Annotated in this window: 18 protein-coding genes; 5 read left to right on the plus strand and 13 right to left on the minus strand. The window is 64.5% G+C overall.

Going from position 1 to position 17,790, the window contains the following annotated elements; all coding sequences use genetic code 11:
• Positions 1 to 14: 14 nt before the first annotated feature.
• The 7 genes from IEW81_RS02215 to IEW81_RS02245 all read right to left on the minus strand — a co-directional run bounded on the left by IEW81_RS02215 (position 15) and on the right by IEW81_RS02245 (position 5,360).
• Complete coding sequence (locus IEW81_RS02215; protein ID WP_097060703.1) at positions 15 to 209, minus strand: hypothetical protein; 195 nt, start codon at positions 207 to 209, stop codon at positions 15 to 17.
• A gap of 29 nt (positions 210 to 238) precedes the next feature.
• Complete coding sequence (locus IEW81_RS02220) at positions 239 to 1,501, minus strand: glutamate-5-semialdehyde dehydrogenase (RefSeq protein ID WP_097060702.1); 1,263 nt, start codon at positions 1,499 to 1,501, stop codon at positions 239 to 241.
• Between the two features lie 38 nt (positions 1,502 to 1,539).
• Positions 1,540 to 2,334, minus strand: coding sequence for a glutamate 5-kinase (proB, locus tag IEW81_RS02225; protein ID WP_229671197.1), 795 nt, complete (start codon positions 2,332 to 2,334; stop codon positions 1,540 to 1,542).
• Positions 2,327 to 3,907, minus strand: a complete 1,581-nt coding sequence (gene obgE / locus IEW81_RS02230; protein WP_097060700.1) for a GTPase ObgE — start codon at positions 3,905 to 3,907, stop codon at positions 2,327 to 2,329. Before obgE ends, proB begins: the two co-directional genes overlap by 8 nt.
• 111 nt (positions 3,908 to 4,018) lie before the next feature.
• Entirely contained in the window at positions 4,019 to 4,270 is a 252-nt protein-coding gene (gene rpmA / locus IEW81_RS02235) for a 50S ribosomal protein L27 (RefSeq protein WP_097060699.1), read from the minus strand.
• A 24-nt stretch (positions 4,271 to 4,294) separates the two neighbouring features.
• Positions 4,295 to 4,606, minus strand: a complete 312-nt coding sequence (gene rplU / locus IEW81_RS02240) for a 50S ribosomal protein L21 (protein WP_097060698.1) — start codon at positions 4,604 to 4,606, stop codon at positions 4,295 to 4,297.
• Between the two features lie 193 nt (positions 4,607 to 4,799).
• Positions 4,800 to 5,360 (minus strand): hypothetical protein, encoded by a 561-nt coding sequence (locus tag IEW81_RS02245; protein ID WP_143544662.1) that lies wholly within the window; start codon positions 5,358 to 5,360, stop codon positions 4,800 to 4,802.
• 30 nt (positions 5,361 to 5,390) lie between these two features.
• On the opposite strand from IEW81_RS02245, the gene IEW81_RS02250 reads away from it, so the two are divergent.
• Entirely contained in the window at positions 5,391 to 5,654 is a 264-nt protein-coding gene (locus IEW81_RS02250) for a DUF4031 domain-containing protein (protein ID WP_097060696.1), read from the plus strand.
• Positions 5,655 to 5,657: 3 nt separating this feature from the next.
• Here the strand turns inward: IEW81_RS02250 and IEW81_RS14815 are convergent, their stop codons facing one another.
• Positions 5,658 to 5,831 (minus strand): DUF8730 family Cys-rich protein, encoded by a 174-nt coding sequence (locus IEW81_RS14815; RefSeq protein ID WP_097060695.1) that lies wholly within the window; start codon positions 5,829 to 5,831, stop codon positions 5,658 to 5,660.
• Positions 5,832 to 5,903: 72 nt separating this feature from the next.
• Between IEW81_RS14815 and IEW81_RS02255 the strand changes: the two genes are divergently transcribed.
• The 3 genes from IEW81_RS02255 to IEW81_RS02265 are packed head-to-tail and all read left to right on the plus strand — an operon-like array spanning position 5,904 to position 8,064.
• A complete protein-coding gene (locus IEW81_RS02255; RefSeq protein WP_097060694.1) occupies positions 5,904 to 7,544 on the plus strand; it encodes an FAD-dependent oxidoreductase in 1,641 nt (546 codons plus the stop codon).
• On the plus strand, positions 7,541 to 7,840 hold the full coding sequence (locus IEW81_RS02260; protein ID WP_097060693.1) for a metal-sensitive transcriptional regulator: 300 nt from the start codon (positions 7,541 to 7,543) through the stop codon (positions 7,838 to 7,840). Before IEW81_RS02255 ends, IEW81_RS02260 begins: the two co-directional genes overlap by 4 nt.
• A gap of 29 nt (positions 7,841 to 7,869) precedes the next feature.
• Positions 7,870 to 8,064: a hypothetical protein gene (locus IEW81_RS02265; protein ID WP_097060692.1), complete on the plus strand. Its 195-nt coding sequence runs from the start codon at positions 7,870 to 7,872 to the stop codon at positions 8,062 to 8,064.
• A gap of 169 nt (positions 8,065 to 8,233) precedes the next feature.
• Here IEW81_RS02265 and IEW81_RS02270 read toward each other — a convergent pair whose 3' ends face one another.
• Positions 8,234 to 10,867 carry an Rne/Rng family ribonuclease gene (locus tag IEW81_RS02270; protein ID WP_097060691.1) on the minus strand — a complete coding sequence of 878 codons (2,634 nt, stop codon included), beginning with the start codon at positions 10,865 to 10,867 and terminating at the stop codon, positions 8,234 to 8,236.
• 384 nt (positions 10,868 to 11,251) lie between these two features.
• Between IEW81_RS02270 and IEW81_RS02275 the strand changes: the two genes are divergently transcribed.
• Entirely contained in the window at positions 11,252 to 11,845 is a 594-nt protein-coding gene (locus IEW81_RS02275) for a vitamin K epoxide reductase family protein (RefSeq protein ID WP_097060690.1), read from the plus strand.
• Between the two features lie 20 nt (positions 11,846 to 11,865).
• Here IEW81_RS02275 and ndk read toward each other — a convergent pair whose 3' ends face one another.
• From ndk to ileS, 4 genes are read right to left on the minus strand one after another with little or no spacing between them, the layout of a single operon-like run.
• Positions 11,866 to 12,279, minus strand: coding sequence for a nucleoside-diphosphate kinase (gene ndk / locus IEW81_RS02280; protein WP_097060689.1), 414 nt, complete (start codon positions 12,277 to 12,279; stop codon positions 11,866 to 11,868).
• A gap of 40 nt (positions 12,280 to 12,319) precedes the next feature.
• Positions 12,320 to 12,712: a DUF4233 domain-containing protein gene (locus IEW81_RS02285; protein ID WP_229671198.1), complete on the minus strand. Its 393-nt coding sequence runs from the start codon at positions 12,710 to 12,712 to the stop codon at positions 12,320 to 12,322.
• Complete coding sequence (locus tag IEW81_RS02290) at positions 12,709 to 14,247, minus strand: bifunctional folylpolyglutamate synthase/dihydrofolate synthase (RefSeq protein ID WP_097060688.1); 1,539 nt, start codon at positions 14,245 to 14,247, stop codon at positions 12,709 to 12,711. The genes IEW81_RS02285 and IEW81_RS02290 overlap by 4 nt, the downstream gene beginning before the upstream one ends.
• Positions 14,240 to 17,518, minus strand: a complete 3,279-nt coding sequence (gene ileS, locus IEW81_RS02295; protein ID WP_097060687.1) for an isoleucine--tRNA ligase — start codon at positions 17,516 to 17,518, stop codon at positions 14,240 to 14,242. Before ileS ends, IEW81_RS02290 begins: the two co-directional genes overlap by 8 nt.
• Positions 17,519 to 17,790 lie beyond the last annotated feature (272 nt).

Here is a 17,790-nt window from a genome sequence, read left to right on the forward strand (position 1 = left end):
GAAGCTCGAGAGCCCTAGTGACCAGAGCCGTGGGTATCACTGGACTTCCCAGCGCCCTGCCCCTGCCGGTTGGCGACGTCGCGAAAGCTGAACACGACGAAGCCCAAGGCAATGAAGATGGCCGCCGCGATTCCGGCGAACGCCAGTGGTGGCATAAGCAGTGGTGCGAGTTCCTCGGTGCTGGCAGCGAGGGTGACGAGCAGCGACATGTTTCTCCATTCGGGGTTGCTCTTAAATACTAGCCGCGAACCTGGCCGGAGCCGCGCACGACCCACTTCGTGCTGGTCAGTTCCGACAGGCCCATCGGGCCACGCGCGTGGAGTTTCTGGGTGGAGATGCCCACTTCGGCGCCGAAGCCGAACTCCCCACCGTCAGTGAACCGGGTCGAAGCATTCACCATCACCACGGCGGAGTCGACCTCGGCGAGAAACCGCTCCGCCCGCGCAATGTCATTGGTCACGATCGACTCGGTGTGGTGGGTGGAGTACTGACGGATGTGTTCGAGGGCTTCGTCGAGATCATCCACTACCCGCACGGCGAGATCAAGGCTCATGTACTCGGTCGCCCAATCGTCATCGGTTGCAGGAATCGCATCGCTGAATACGGCCAGGGTGCGCTGGTCTGCGTGGATGGTCACTCCGGATTCCCGTAACCGGGCCAGTACGGGCGGCAGGAGCCTCGCGGCGGCGCTCTCGTGAACCAGCAGGGTCTCGAGCGCGTTACAGACACTCGGCCGCTGCACCTTCGAATTGTGGACGATCTCGACGGCCTGCTCGAGGTCGGCCGACTCGTCGAGGTATACGTGCACCACTCCAGCACCGGTCTCGATCACCGGAACCGTCGATTCTGCCACCACCGTGTTGATGAGATCGGCGCTTCCGCGTGGAATCAGTACGTCGACGAAACCCCGTGCCCGCATCAGCTGTTGCGCACCCTCACGGCCGAACTCGTCAATGGTCTGGACGGCACCCGCTGGCATTCCGGCCGCATCCAGCGCCGACCGGATCACCTCGACGAGCACCATGTTCGTGTTTTCGGCTGCCGATCCGCCCCTCAGGACTACGGCATTGCCGCTTTTCAGCGTGAGTGCGGCGATGTCGATGGTCACGTTCGGTCGTGCCTCGTAGATCGCCCCGACCACTCCGAACGGCACGCGCACCTGCGTGAGTTTCAATCCGTTCTCGAGCGAAGACCCGCGCACGACATCACCGATGGGATCAGGAAGCGCGACGATCTCCAGTACCGCGGCAGACAGTGATGCGAGCCTCTCTTCGTCGAGTCGCAGGCGGTCCTGCAGCCCGGCGGCCATGCCGGACTCGCGGCCGCGTGCCAGGTCCTGTTGGTTCGCCGCAAGGATCCGGGGTGCATTGTTCACGACCGCGTCCGCGATCGACCGCAGCGCTTGGTTTTTCTGCGCGGTCGTCGCCGTTGCCAGCACCCTTGCCGCTTCGCGCGCGGCTGCCAGCTTGTCGGTGAGGGTCAGTATGAGGGTGTCAACCATGGCTGCAGTTTAGCTGCGCAGCCGGCACGTGATCCTTACTACTGCGGCAGAGCAGCCGCGAACCAGGTGCCGAGATCGGCGCCCTCGAGGGCTTCGGAAACACTTCCGGTGGCGGCGAGCAGCACAGGGATCCCGGATGCCGCGGCCAGCTTCGCCGCGGCGACCTTCGTCCCTGCTCCCCCGGTGCCCACTCCGGCCGAACCGATGTCACCGAAGGTGACCCGGGACAGGTCGTCGGCAAACTCCACGTGGTCGATCTTGAGCGCGCCTGGCTCGCCGGGCGGGCGGGTATACAGTGCATCGATATCGCTGAGAAGAACGAGCACATCGGCTTTGACCAGGATCGACACGAGGGCCGCGAGCCTGTCGTTGTCACCGAAGCGGATCTCGTGGGTCGCGACCGTGTCGTTCTCGTTGACGATGGGAAGGATGCGCAGGCCGAGAAGTCGCTCCATGGCGCGCTGTGCGTTGCTGCGGTGCGTCGCGTTCTCCATGTCTCCGGCCGTGAGCAGGATCTGCCCGGCGACGATCGAGTATCGCGACAGGCTCTCCTGGTAGCGATAGATCAGCACGTTCTGGCCGACGGCGGCGGCAGCCTGCTGCGTCGCCAGGTCGGTGGGCCTGCCATCCAGTTTCAGGAACGGGATGCCCGTGGCAATGGCCCCGGACGACACCAGGATCACCTCACAACCGCGTGCATGCGCGGCGGCCAGCGCATCGACCAGTGGCGCGATCTGGCCCACGTTCGGCCCACTGACCGACGATGAACCCACCTTGACGACGATGCGTCGCGCCGTGGACAGGTCGGCTCGGGACCGAACGGCTCTAGTCACTGAACACCGTGGAACCGTCGTCGTCGGCATCGGTGCGCTTGGCACCGCGGTCTGACTTGTCGATGGCGAATCCTTCGTCGTCGACCCAGATTCCGGCGGTGCGTTCGGCCTGGAGCTCTGCGCGAGCGGCGGTCTTGGCATCCATTCGCTCGAGGTAGGTCTGGCGACGCTTGCGGTTGGTGTCCCGCTGGTTGTCGTCAAGCCTGGAGTCTGTTCCGCGCGGGCTCGTGATCAGCTCTGCAGTCGACGACAGGGTCGGCTCCCAGTCGAACACGACGCCACCCCCGGCACCGATCATGACCGTCGAACCGGGCACAGCTCCGGCCTTGAACAAGTCGTCTTCGACCCCGAGCTTCGCGAGCCGATCTGCGAGGAAGCCCACGGCCTCCTCGTTCGTGAAGTCGGTCTGCGCCACCCAGCGTTCGGGTTTGGCACCGATGACCCGGTAGACGTTTCCGAACGTGCCGCCCTCGACCTTGACGACGAAGTCTTTCTCGTTGACCGCGCGGGGGCGGATGACGATCCGCTGCTTCGCAGGCTCGAGCACCCTCGCGGTGCGATCGGCCTCGACCAGGGCGGCCAGGGCGAACGAAAGCTCGCGCAGGCCGGCACGCGACACGGCCGAGACTTCGAAAACCCGGTATCCGCGACCCTCGAGCTCTGCTGTCACGAAGTCGGCGAGTTCGCGGCCCTCCGGCACATCGATCTTGTTCAGCGCGATCAGCTGCTCGCGCTCGAGCAGCGGCAGCTGGCCCTCGGGCACCGGATATGCGGCGAGCTCGGCGAGGATGATGTCGAGGTCGCTGATTGGGTCACGGCCGGGTTCGAGAGTGGCGCAGTCGAGCACGTGCAGCAGCGCCGTGCAGCGCTCGACGTGGCGCAGGAATTCGAGCCCCAGGCCCTTCCCTTCGCTGGCTCCCTCGATGAGGCCGGGAACATCCGCGATCGTGTAGCGGGTCTCGCCGGATTCGACGACTCCGAGGTTCGGGTGGAGGGTGGTGAAGGGGTAGTCGGCGATCTTCGGCTTGGCGGCGCTCATGGCGGCAACCAGGCTCGACTTGCCCGCTGACGGGTAACCGACGAGTGCGACATCCGCCACGGTCTTCAGTTCGAGGAAGACGTCGCCCTCGAAGCCGGGGGTGCCGAGAAGGGCGAATCCCGGCGCTTTGCGCTTCGTGGTGGCGAGAGCGGCATTACCGAGGCCGCCCTGCCCGCCCTGGGCGACGATGAGGCGCAGACCGGGAGCATCCATATCGAGAAGCTGGTTGCCCTCGGCATCTTTGACGACCGTGCCGACGGGAACCTGCAGGATCATCTCTTCGCCGGATGTTCCGCTCTTGTGGTCACCCTGGCCGGGCTGGCCGTGGTCTGACCGGCGGTGCGGCGCGCGGTGAAAGCCCAGTAGCGTCGTCGTGCCGGAGTCGCTCACGAGCACGATGTTGCCGCCGTCGCCGCCGTTTCCGCCGTCGGGCCCCGCCAGTGGCTTGAACTTCTCGCGCTTGACCGAAACACAGCCGTTGCCGCCATGCCCCGCGCGAAGGTGGAGTGTGACTTGGTCGACGAATGACGCCATGGCACTCTCCGTTCTCTTGTTAACGAGTGATGGCGAGCCGAAGCCCGCCATCACTTACATGCTTGGGCCCCTGCTGAGCAGTCCGACCGATTCGAAGAATCGGAAGGTGACTCAGGAGGGAACGATGTTGATGACCTTGCGGCCACCCTTCGCGCCGAACTCGACCGCACCGGCGGCGAGGGCGAACAGCGTGTCGTCTCCACCGCGGCCGACGTTGGCGCCCGGGTGGAAGTGTGTGCCGCGCTGGCGGACGATGATCTCGCCGGCGCCGACGACTTGGCCGCCGAAGCGCTTCACGCCGAGGCGCTGTGCGTTCGAGTCGCGACCGTTACGAGTGGAGCTTGCGCCCTTTTTGTGTGCCATCTGCTGAAAACTCCCTAGCGCCTATTAAAGATTGATGCTGGTGATCTTGATACGGGTCTGCTCCTGGCGGTGGCCCTGGCGCTTCTTGTATCCGGTCTTGTTCTTGAATTTCTGGATGACGATCTTCGGGCCACGAAGGTCGTTCAGCACCTCGGCCACGACCTTGACCTTAGCCAGGTCCTTCGCGCCGTGCGTGATCTTCTCACCATCGACAAGCAGCACGGGTACGAGCTCGACGTTGCCGTTCTCGTCACCCTTGATGCGGTCGAGGACGACGATCGTGCCGACCTCAACCTTTTCCTGGCGCCCACCGGCGCGCACAACTGCGTAAACCACTTGGTTTCCCTACCTATTTTTGTCGACTAGACCGGAAATCCGGAACGCTCGAACGAATCAATGCAATGAATCAAACCTGTTGGAAGCTGTTGGTGTTCAGAGCGGGCTCGGCCCAGCAGACACCAAGGGTCAACAGTACCCGACAGTGTCGGAGCGGTCAAACCCAATACGCCCCGAGGAGCGTGCCTCAAGTCTACAGGTCGATGATGCCCTCGAGAGGGCGCTTCGGTGGGTGATCTTTGCGCCAGATCCACAACAGGAGGCCGGCCAGCACCCCCAGGGGCAAGCGCATCAAAAACACGTTGATCGCACCCACGAGCGCGCTGAGCACCCCCTGGCCCGCGCCGCTGCCGTCGAACCGCGGGAACGGGAAGGAAGAGCCGAAGATCGATGCATCCGATGAAAATGAGGCAATGACGGCAAGCACCGCGATGACGATGAAGGTCACGGTCGATCCGATGCCGGTAGCGAGGATCGCACGGGTGATGACGTGTGGAACCCTGAGCTCTTCCGCGATCGGTGCGACGAGCCAGAGGCTGAGGAAGAAACCGATCCCGAACGGGATTGCCCGCAGGAGCGCGAAGCCGATCGACAGGATGAACACGTTCGGCAGATCCTGTCCGGCTGCTGACAGGAAAGAAGTCGCCGTTTGAACCATTTCCTGGGCAACGAGAACCACGACGATGGCGATTCCGGTGATCCCCGAGACGAACGCCCCGTGCCTGCGGACAAGTTGCTTCATGGTGACCGTCATGGCCACCATGCTAACGCCTAGTATTTTTGGATGACCGTGTTGATCGACCAGCCGATCTGGCCAGCGCACGACACGGTCTGGGCCCATATCGTCAGCGACACGTCACTGGCGGAGCTTCATGAATTCGCGGCATCCGCCGGGCTCCCGGACCGGGCCTTCGACCTGGATCACTACGACGTGCCCGCACGGATGTGGGCGAAGCTCGTGGCTCTCGGAGCTGAGCCGGTCAGCATCCGCGAATTCATTCGCCGGCTCGAGGCCAGTGGCCTCAGGGTGCCCCAGCGTGACCGGTAGCGCTCAACTCCGGTTGAAGATGCGCGACAACAGGCTCGGCCGGGCGGTCGACTTTTCGCCCTCGTGGCCCCGGCAGCGATCGGCGCTGGGCACTCCCCGCATCACCTGGTCGACATGCTCGCCACAGCCCGCCCAAGTCGTCTTGCCGCATTTTTTGCATGTGACAGCCCTGCACATCAGGTCTCCTCCAGTTGGTTGGTGAACTGCTCACTATACCCCCAGGGGTATAGTGAGCTTTTGGAGGATTTTATGAAAATACTGATTATGGGTGGGGTTGCGGGCGGCATGGCCGCAGCGACGAGGCTTCGACGCCTGGACGAGGACGCCGAAATCGTGGTGTTCGAAGCCGGCCCGTACGTCTCATTCGCGAACTGTGGACTCCCCTACTATCTGGGCGATGTCATCACCGACCGCGACACGCTCATCTCCCATTCCCCTGAATCATTCGGCAATCGGTTCCAGATCGACGTGAAGCTCCACCACGAGGTCACAGCCATCGATCCAGCCACAAAGGCGGTGACGGTGCACGACCACGCTGCTGGCACCGACAGCACCCACAGCTACGACGCACTCATCATCGCCGCCGGTGCAACTGCGAACCTGCCTGTTGCGCTGGCCTCACCACGCACCCTCACGCTGCGCACGATCGATGACATGGATCGCATCCACGCCATCCTGGACGAGCCGGGCACCGAGTCGGTGGTGATCGTCGGCGGCGGATTCATCGGACTTGAGGCTGCAGAGAACATCCGGCATCGTGGATTCGCCACCACGATCATCCAGCGTGGAGCCCAGCTGTTCCCGCTGCTCGATCCCGAGATGGTCGCGCCCCTCGCCGCCGAACTGGTGGAGCATGGGGTCACGATTCGCACGGGAACGCAGGTGCGTCGGATCGACGGTGACGTGGTGACCCTGAGCGATGGCAGCACGATCCGGGCCCAGTTGGTCATCGACTCCACCGGTATCGCCCCGAACGCGAGCATCGCGGCCGCGGCAGGCTTGCGCATCGGAGACACCGGTGGCATCTGGGTCGACCCCCGACACCGCACCAGCAATCCATTCATCTACGCCGTCGGTGATGTGGCCGAGAAGACCGACCTCGTCTCGGGCACGGCGACCCTCGTTGCGCTGGCGGGGCTCGCGAATCGCCACGGTCGCGCCGTCGCCGATGTGATCGCAGGCACACCGGACGACGCGGTGCCCTCGCTCGGCACGTCCATCATCGGGGTATTCGGGGTCACCGCGGCCTCCACCGGCTGGAACGAGACACGGCTTCGCGCCAGTGGCCGAGCGCACCGCATCATCCACGTGCATCCCGCCTCCCATGCCACCTACTATCCCGGCGGATCCATCCTCGCGATCAAGCTGCTCGTCGACCCGGCGACTGACCTGATCCTGGGCGCGCAGGTCGTCGGTCGTGACGGCGTCGACAAGCGCATCGACGTGCTCGCTGTGGCCATCAGCGCCGGCATCACCGCGTCGAAACTCAAGAACCTGGAGCTTGCATACGCGCCGCAGTATGCCTCGGCCAAAGATCCCGTGAACATCGCCGGTTACGTAGCCGAGAACACCGCCTCCGGGTTGGTGCCGACGGTGCAGTGGCACGAGGTGGATGCCCTCGCCGAGGCCGGAGCGACCATCCTGGATGTGCGTACGGCCGCCGAGTTTGAGCGCGGGCGGATCCCGGGAGCGCTCAACATCCCGCTGGATGAGATCCGGGATCGGGCCTCAGAGATACCCGCGGGGTCGGTGATCGTGCATTGCCAGGTCGGCCAGCGCGGGAACACGGCAACGCGCATCCTCACCCAGGCAGGGCACCTCGTGACCAATCTGGACGGCGGCTATCTCACCTGGGTGGCTGGAACGACAACGACAGGACGAGCCCGATGACCGACACCACGACAGGCACACGGCGCACCCACGTCGAGGGCGATCGGGCCGCCCAGCAACGAAAGATCGTCAATCGGCTGCGGCGCGCGCAGGGCCAGCTCGCGGCCGTCATCGCGGCAGTCGAACGCGGTGAAGACTGCCGCGATGTCGTCACCCAGCTCGCGGCCGTCTCCAAAGCGCTGGACCGCGCTGGCTTCACGATCGTCTCGTCCGCCATGCGCAACTGCCTCGCCGACCCCAGCAGTGAATCGGTCACCCCTGACGAGCTCGAGAAGCTGTTCCTCACCCTCGCCTGAGGCTGGCTCCCTGTCATCGCAAAGCCCTCGTGGCTTCGCAGCTGGGCGCCGAAGACCAGAGCGAGAGCGACGAGCTCCTCGCGGGTGCCAAACACAGCGCGCGAAACCAGCACCTTCCGGCGGCCACGAGCGACCCGATGAACCGCGCGGGCATGATCCCGCGCGACTCCCGCACCACGATGTCATCGATGCTCCTACCCCGCCTGGAGCGCGTGTGCCGGTGACCCTCGGGACGACGACATCCAGCCGCGATAAATCGGGCTCGCGACGGTGTGTGCATCGGAGCGCCCGAGCCCTCGGAATCGCCACCCGGTCTCGCCCTGACAGAGCAATCCCCGGTTCATGTGCTGAACCGGGGATTCTCGTTGCGCTGTGCGGTTGTGACGCTGGTCGCTAGTTGGAGCCGGCGCCCTTGGTCGTGATCACCGGTGATGAAACGCGCCGCGAGACCCGCGAACGACCCTGACCTGGCTGCTTGGGCTCGGGAAGGGCATCCAGCACAGAATCGAGGATCTGCTCGGCGTCGTGTGTCGAGATTTTACGGGGTGACCGCGAGTTCTTCTTCACGGGGATGTCGAGAATGGCGACGGCCGCCTCGGCAGCAGCGACCGAGGCCTCTTCCACCTTCGACTGCTCCTCTACCCGGGGCTGTTCGGAAGCCGGGGTCGACTCCGGAGCTGCAGCCTGCTGCACAGCGATCTCGGTGGTGTGAGGCACGGTGCTCGCAGCGACCCTGGCGAGCGCATTGCGAACATCCTCGGTGATGGCGTGCGTGCCCGCACTGCCCATGCCGTTCTTGACGGTATTCGAGGGAGCCGACTGGCCGTTGCCAGAGCTGTTCCCGTTTCCACTGCTGGAACCGCCCCCGTTGTTGCCGCTGCCGGAACCGCTTCCATTGTTACCCCCGCTCCGGTTGCGACCGCGGCGGCTGTTGCCGTCGGCGGCCGGCTGCGCGGTTTGCTGCTGCTGGCGGTGCTTGGTCACGGGGTCGTGATGAACGACGACACCGCGACCCGCACAGACCTCACAGGCCTCGCTGAAGGTCTCCAGAAGCCCGAGACCGAGCTTCTTGCGAGTCATCTGCACGAGCCCGAGGCTGGTCACCTCGGCGACCTGGTGTTTGGTGCGGTCACGACTCAAGCACTCTACGAGTCGCCGCAACACCAGGTCACGGTTGGACTCGAGCACCATGTCGATGAAGTCCACGACGATGATGCCACCGATATCCCGGAGCCTCAGCTGGCGCACGATCTCCTCGGCGGCCTCGATGTTGTTCTTGGTCACCGTCTCTTCGAGGTTGCCGCCGGAGCCGACGAACTTGCCGGTGTTCACGTCGACGACAGTCATCGCCTCAGTGCGGTCGATGACAAGGGAGCCACCGGAGGGCAGCCAGACCTTGCGGTCGAGTGCCTTCTCGATCTGCTCCGTGATGCGGAACGCGTCGAAGGAGTCGACGTTCGTGTCGTCGTAGCTCTCGACGCGCTCCGAAAGGTCAGGGGCCACGGCGTTGAGGTATCCCTCGATCGTGCCCTTAGCATCCAAACCATCGACGACGAGTTTCTGGAAGTCCTCGTTGAACACGTCACGGACGATCTTGATCAGCAGGTCGGGCTCGGAGTGCAGCAGCGCTGGACCCTGCTGGGTCTCGACCAGGCGGCTGATCTCCGCCCACTGAGTCGTGAGCCGCTGCACGTCGAGCGTGAGCTGCTCTTCGGTCGCACCTTCGGCCGCCGTGCGCACGATCACGCCGACGTTCTCGGGCAGAACCTCCTTGAGGATCTTCTTGAGGCGTGCACGCTCGGTGTCGGGAAGCTTGCGGCTGATGCCACTCATCGATCCATTGGGAACGTAGACGAGGTATCGGCCCGGCAGGCTGACCTGGCTGGTCAGTCGGGCACCTTTGTGGCCCACGGGATCCTTTGTGACCTGCACGAGCACACGGTCGCCAGGCTTGAGCGCGAGCTCTATGCGGCGAGCCTGGGTCTTGCCTTCACCGGACTCGAGAGCGGCGGCATCCCAGTCCACCTCACCGGAGTACAGCACAGCGTTACGCCCGCGCCCGATGTCGACGAAGGCCGCCTCCATGCTCGGCAGAACGTTTTGCACACGACCGAGGTAGACGTTTCCTATAAGGCTCGCGTCGGCCGCCTTCGCGACGTAATGCTCGACGAGCACGTTGTCTTCGAGCACGGCGATCTGGATGCGGTCGAACTTCGAACGCACCACCATGACGCGGTCGACGCTCTCACGACGGGCGAGGAACTCGCTCTCGGTAACGACAGGACGGCGACGACCGGCATCGCGGCCGTCGCGGCGGCGCTGCTTCTTGGCTTCGAGCCTCGTCGAGCCCTTGATGCGGGTCGGCTCGTTGCTGACCACGGGTTCCGGGCGCGGCTGGCGTACCCGCACGACAGTGTTGGGAGCCTCGTCTCCCGGGCGAGCTTCCTCACCGGGGCGACGGCGCGACCGCCGACGAACGCTGCCGGTCTCGTCAGCATCGGTATTGACCTGGTCACCCCGGGAGTTTCCCCCGTCGTGGCTCTGGTCACGCGAATGGGACTCGCGCGGCTCACGCTCCGGCCTGGAATTGCTCTCGCGACCGGGAGCACGCTCCGGCATCGGAGGAAGATCAGGCGCCTGGAACAGCAGTGATGTGCTCGGGCGTGCCCTGGTCTTCTTTTCGGGAGCCGAAGTCTCGACCGTGTCCTCCGGTGCAGCCTGAGCCTCAACCTGAACTGCACGACGCGGCTGGGTGCGCCGCGCGGCCGACTGGTCTGTAGCCGACTGGTCTGTCGGTGCCTGGTCGGCGACCGGCTTCTCGGCCTGCACTTTCTCGGCCTGTGCTTTGGACTCCACCGCGACAGGCGGCGTCGGTTCGGCTACCTGGGTGCGTTCTGGCTGGGGAGTCTCGGGGGCTTCTGCTGCGGTCGAGGCGGCAGCCGCGGCATCCCGCGCTGCCTTCCGACCACCGAAAAGGCGGCTTCTCTTCTTCGGGCCGTCTGCGTTGTTGTCGTGTGTATTCACCATTGCTGGTGTACTCCTAGCCCGGGTGGGCGACCGCGCCGCTCACCGGGTACTCTCTCGTGCGCTGTCCCCGCACTCGTGCGGAAGACTGCTGCCAATTCTTCAGGTCATGCTGCGGGCCTGCCCTCAAGAGGGCTGCTCACGCTGCATCAATTCTTTTGTCACTAAGACGCTTGTCAAGATCAATTCTTTTGTCACTACTGAACGGAACTTGCTATCCGCCTCGGGCGGTTCTGCGCATTCATAGCGCTGAACTGCATTCCTGGCCCGGTTTCATGCCCGGTAAATCTGTATTTGGTGCCACATCGAGCGCGGCTCGGGTGACTGAACTCGATTATCGCATGCATTCGCAGCAAGAGGCTATTTGGTGCGTGCAATAATCCGATCATGACTCAGGCTCCAGCCACCGTACGCCCGCTCCCGCTTGCGATTGTGCTGATCGCCACGGGAGTGATCGGCTGGTACGCGGCATTCAAACTGGTGCTCGACAAGCTCGAGGTGTTGGTGAATCCGCAGGCCGACCTCGACTGCAACCTGAGCGTGATCGTGCAGTGCGGCAAGAACCTCGGCTCGTGGCAGGGTGCCATTCTCGGCTTCCCGAATCCCCTCCTCGGCGTCGCAGGATTTGTCGCACCGATGGCTGTCGGAGTCGCCCTCCTGGCCGGCGCAGGCTTCGCCCGATGGTTCTGGATCAGCCTCAACGTCGGAGTGCTCGCCGCGTTCGCCTTTTGCCTATGGCTGGCTTTTCAAAGCATTTTCGCCCTGAGCACGCTGTGCCCGTGGTGCATGGTCGTGTGGTCTGCGACGATCCCGATGTTCTGGGCGCTGACGCTTTTCAATGCCCGGGCGGGCATATTCGGCAACCGGATGACCCGGCTCGGCTCAACCCTGTTCACCTGGGTTCCGGCGATCACCGTCGCCACCTACCTGGTCATCACGATCGTTGCGCAAGTGCGACTGGACGTGCTCTCCACGCTGTAGGGCGCGCAGCGCCCGACTCGCTAGAACCAGAGAGCGAGTTCGCGAGCGGCCGATTCGGGAGAGTCGCTGCCGTGAACGAGGTTCTGCTGAACCCTGAGACCCCAGTCTCGACCGAGGTCGCCACGGATGGTCCCCGCTGCCGCGGTCGTCGGGTCTGTCGTGCCAGCCAGCGCGCGGAATCCTTCGATCGAACGGTTTCCGGCAATGCGCAGTGCGACGACCGGCCCGCTCATCATGAATTCGACGAGCGGCTCATAGAACGGCTTTCCCTGGTGCTCTTCGTAGTGCGCCGCGAGCAGGTCGAGGTCGGCTTCGACCAGCTTGATGTCGACGAGCTGGTATCCCTTGGCCTCGATTCGGCGCAGGATCTCGCCAGTCAGGTTGCGGGCCACGCCGTCGGGCTTGACGAGGACGAGAGTTTCTTCAACAGGCATGGGGTCTCCTTGGAGTTGATTGGGTGGTGTGGTTGGTTGTTCAGGTCGCTGGAGGGTTGTCGAAAGAAGCACGCTGGCGGTCGATCTGACGACCCTTGACGAAGCAGAAGATCCAGATCGCGATGAAGGCGAGGGCCACGAAATACATCGCCGTGAGCACGACACCCGTGGCGAGGAGCACACCCTGCAGTGCCCAGCCGACCCACACGCCCCAGGGTCGACGCAGCAGGCGACCCGTGGCGATCAGTGCGAAGATCAGCACACCGCCACCGATGAACGCCATACCGGCGGGGAGCGCCTTGATGCCGAACACCGTCAGGGTGACGAAAAACATCAGCACGGCCTCGAGTACGAGCACGATGCTCAGCAGGGACTCGGTAGTCGAGCGCACCCGCCGGATGCGCGGTGGTGTGGGCTCATCGGCCGTGGTCACTGCTTCCACTTCTCCGCTGCGGCAAGGTCGATGGCCTCGCCGACGAGAGTGACGGAGCCGGTGACGATGACCGCGCGGCGTGGTGCTTTTGCCGCCCACTCACGGGCATCCTGCATCGCCCGCTCGAAGGTCGCGAACTGGTGGGTCGCGTCTTCGTGGGTGACCTCGAGCACCAGTTCGGCGAGCTCGTCGTAGGCGACAGCACGTTCGGACTGCGATTGGGTCGCATGGAAGCGGGCCGCGACCGGAGCAAGGGCCGCGATGATGCCGCGAGCGTCCTTGTCCTGCAGTACGCCGAGCACTACGACCACCTCGTCGAACGTGAAATAGGTCTTGATGGCGGCTGCTAGGGCTGCTGCCCCGTGAGGGTTGTGGGCCGCATCCACGATGACCGTCGGCTCGGTGCCGATGATCTGCAGTCGCCCGGGGGATGTTGCGGTCGCGAGCCCCTCGGCAAGCACATCGCCGACCAGGGCCTGGCTACCGGCCCCGAGGAACGATTCGACGGCGACGATAGCCAGGGCTGCATTGTGCCCCTGGTGATCGCCGAACATCGGCAGGAACAGGTCCCTGTAGGTACCCGCGAGGCCGCGAACCGAGATGACCTGCCCGCCCACTGCGACGCTGGAGCCCAACAGCTCGAAACCGGTGCCCTCAGTGGCGAATGTCGACTCCGTGAGTTCGACGGCGCGCTCGAGCTCGGCCAGCGCGTCACCGGTCTGGATCGCCGACACCACGTTGGCCAGCGGCTTGATGATGCCGGATTTGGTGCGCGCGATCTCAGCGACGGTCGACCCGAGTCGCTGCGTATGATCGAGGGCGATCGGGGTGAACACAGCCACCTGGCCGTCACCGACATTCGTGGAATCCCACTCTCCGCCCATCCCGACCTCGATCACGGCGACATCGATGGGGGCATCGGCGAAGCTCGCGAAGGCCAGCACTGTCAGCGCCTCGAAGAACGTCAGGGGCTCCTCCGAGCCCGCGATCAGTTCGGCATCGACCATGTCGAGGAACGGGCGGATGTCAGCCCAGTTCGCTGCGAGAGCCCTGTTCGAGATGGGCTGCCCGTCGATCACGATGCGCTCGTTGACGCGTCGAAGGTGCGGACTCGTCATCAGTCCGGTGCGCAGGCCGTATGCGCGCAGGATGCTCTCCGTGATGCGGCTCGTCGAGGTCTTCCCGTTTGTGCCCGTCACGTGCACGATCGGGAAGGTGCGCTGCGGATCGCCCAGCAGCTCGACGGCGCGACGCGTGGCCTCGAGCCGCGGCTGCGGCGCCGCTTCACCGATGCGGGCCAGCAACTCTTCGTAGACCCGGTCGGCGTCATCCTGGTACTCGGTGTCTTCGAGCTCGAAATCGGAGTCATCGTCGAGGTTTGTTCCCTCGTCGCCCTGCGCGAACGGGCTCAGATCGGCGAGCGGGTTCGCGTTGTCGTCGCCGAGGTCGGTCTCGTCGAACTCGTCACCGGTATCGAATCCTTCATGGTCGTCCCGACCCGATCCACCGTTCCCTGATCCACGGTTGTCAGACATTCACTGCTCCAGATTTCCAGACATCGATGACCAGCACGCCCTCGTTCGCATACTGGCCAGCCTTAAGCGTCGCACGTTGTGAGCCGGCCACAGAGTCTGCGGCAGATATTTCGGGCTCTGGCGAGACCGAGAGATCCATCTGGACGGCGAGTGTTTCGGCAGCGATGGTGTCGCCGAACCGCTCGATCGCCGCGATATCAGCCACAGTCGAGCCGACCACCGACAGCGTGATGCGGTCGCTGACGTCCAGCCCCGCCGCCTTCCTGGTGTCCTGGATGGCGCGGATGATGTCGCGCGCGAGCCCCTCGGCCTCGAGCTCCGGCGTCGACTGCGTGTCGAGGATGATGAACCCACCATCGGCGAGGAACGCTATCGCGCTCGACTCATCCACTGCCGTCGGCTGCAGCTCGAACTCGCCCTGTAGCAGTTCCACTCCTCCGGCAATGACGCCGTCCGTTGCCGTCTCCGACCAGTCCCCCGCTTTCGCGGCCTGGATAACGTGCTGCACCTGCTTGCCGAGGCGCGGACCGAGGGCGCGAGCGTTCACCGTGAGCTTGCGACTGATGCCGAAGGACTCGAGCGAACCTGCCGCGAATGGCTCGAATTCGACCGCCTTCAGGTTCAGTTCCTCAGCCAGGATTGCCTGCACCCCGTCGAACCAATCGCTGCGAGTGGTCACGATCGTCAGCTTCGCCAGCGGCAGTCGCACTCGCAGCGAGCGGTTTTTGCGCAGCGCCAAGCCCGCCGACGCGATCTCGCGCACGTAGTCCATCTCTCGGACGAGCTCGTGGTCGGCCGGGAACGCTGAGGCATCCGGCCAGTCCGTGAGATGCACACTGCGCCCGCCGGTCAAGCCCCGCCACGCCTCTTCGGCGATCAACGGGATCAGTGGAGCAGCAACCCGCGTGACGGTCTCGAGCACGGTGAACAGGGTGTCGAACGCATCCTGGTCGCCCTGCCAGAACCGGTCGCGGCTGCGCCTGACGTACCAGTTCGTCAGGACGTCGGCGAAGTCACGGAGCCTGGCGGCGGCGATCGGGCTGTCGAGCGCCTCGAGGTCGGTCGTGACATCCCGCAGCAGTTCACCGGTCTTGGCGAGGATGTAGCGATCAAGGAGGTTCGTGGAATCTGTGCGCCACCGGGCCTCGTAGTCGCTCGCGTTGGCGTAGAGCGCGAAGAAGTAATACGTGCTCCAGAGCGGGAGCATGAGCTCGCGCACGCCCGCGCGGATACCTTCCTCGGTCACGATGAGGTTGCCCCCGCGGATCACCGACGACGACATCAGGAACCAGCGCATGGCGTCGGCTCCGTCGCGGTCGAATACCTCGTTGACGTCGGGGTAGTTGCGGAGGCTCTTCGACATTTTCTGCCCGTCGCTGCCGAGCACGATGCCATGGCTGATGACGTTCTTGAATGCAGGGCGGTCGAACAGCGCCGTCGACAGCACGTGCAGCATGTAGAACCAGCCGCGGGTTTGCCCGATGTACTCGACGATGAAGTCTGCGGGGTTATGGGCCTCGAAGGACTCCTGGTTCTCGAACGGGTAGTGCACCTGGGCGAATGGCATGGAGCCCGAGTCGAACCAGACGTCGAGCACATCCTCGATGCGACGCATGGTCGACTGCCCGGTCGGGTCATCGGGGTTCGGCCTCGTCAGCTCGTCGATGTACGGGCGGTGGAGGTCGGTGGGTCTCACCCCGAAGTCGGCCTCCAGCTCATCGAGCGAACCGTAGACGTCGAGGCGCGGGTAGTCGGGGTTGTCGCTCTTCCAGACCGGGATCGGGCTGCCCCAGTATCGGTTGCGGCTGATCGACCAGTCGCGCGCGTTGGCGACCCACTTGCCGAACTGGCCATCTTTCACATTCTCGGGCACCCAGTTGATCTGCTGGTTGAGCTCACCCATGCGGTCGCGGAACTCGGGGACCTTCACGAACCAGCTCGACACCGCCTTGTAGATCAACGGGTTGCGGCAGCGCCAGCAGTGCGGGTAGCTGTGCTCGTAGCTCGCGACGCGGAAGAGTCGGCCATCGTCGCGAAGCTTGCGGATGAGCGGCTTGTTCGCCTCGAAGACCTGCAGGCCAGCGACATCCTCGATGATCGGCAGGAACTTTCCTCCGTCGTCGACGGAGAGGATCACGGGGATTCCCGCGGCAGCACAGACCAGCTGGTCGTCTTCACCGTAGGCGGGCGCCTGGTGCACGATACCGGTGCCCTCGCCGGTGGCGACGTAGTCGGCGACCAGGATCTGCCACGCGTTGCCGGTGCCCCACTCGGCTTCATCCGCGTAGTAGTCCCACAGCCTGGCGTAACGCACACCATCGAGCTCGCGACCCTTCAGGGTGCGAGTGGTGGCGGATGCCGCGGCGTCTGCCGACTCGTAACCGAGCTCTTTCGCGTACGCGCCGACCGTGTCAGTCGCCAGGAGGTAGCCCGCGACGCCCTCCGCCGCGCCGTCTCCCCCGCCCAGTGGACCGCTCGGGACCACGGAGTAGTCGATGTCGGGGCCCACGGCGAGCGCCATATTCGTCGGCAGCGTCCAGGGGGTTGTCGTCCATGCGAGTGCCCGCACGGCCGTCAGCCCGAGGCTCTCGGCCTTCACACCGTCCAACGGAAAGGTCACTGTGACCGACTGGTCCTGGCGCATCTTGTAGACGTCGTCGTCCATGCGCAATTCGTGGTTCGACAACGGTGTCTCGTCGTGCCAGCAATACGGCAGCACACGGAAACCCTCATAGGCGAGTCCCTTGGTGTGCAGCTGCTTGAACGCCCAGATGACCGACTCCATGAAGTTCACGTCGAGCGTCTTGTAGTCGTTCTCGAAGTCGACCCAGCGGGCCTGGCGCGTGACGTACTCTTCCCACTCCTTCGTGTAGGCGAGCACGGATTCGCGGGCTTTCGCGTTGAAGACCGCGATCCCCATCTCCTCGATCTGCGCCTTCTCGGTGATGCCGAGCTGGCGCATCGCCTCGAGTTCGGCTGGCAGCCCGTGGGTGTCCCAGCCGAAGCGTCGGTGCACCTGCTTGCCGCGCATGGTCTGGAACCTGGGAAACAGGTCTTTCGCGTATCCGGTCAGTAGATGGCCGTAGTGCGGAAGCCCGTTGGCGAAGGGTGGGCCGTCGTAGAAGACCCATTCCGGCGCGCCCTCGCGCTGGTCGATGGACGCCTGGAATGTGCCATCCTGTTTCCAGAATTGCAGCACGCGCTCTTCGATCGCCGGGAATCGCGGTGAGGGTGCGACGGGCTCGTCGGGGGTGTGGCGTGGGTACGTCATCTCAGGCTCCTGTGTTGTTCCAACACGAGGACGACATCGCTTCTGCAAGCACTGCCGCGGTACCACCCCGCTTGCCCTCGCGCCGGCTTACGCTCGACGAGAACCACTCAGACTGCTGTGACGGGCTTACCCGCTCGGTTCTACGCACGTGTCGGCGGGCCGCCAGCGTGTTTCTTCCGAGAACTCCCCGGTGATGGCCGGATCAGCGTCTTTCAATGACGAGTCTAGCGCGAGCTACCAGGCCGTTGACGAGGGATGCCGCGGTTACGGCG

Origin of the sequence: Salinibacterium xinjiangense, assembly GCF_014645015.1 — a bacterium.
GTDB classification, from domain to species: domain Bacteria; phylum Actinomycetota; class Actinomycetes; order Actinomycetales; family Microbacteriaceae; genus Rhodoglobus; species Rhodoglobus xinjiangensis.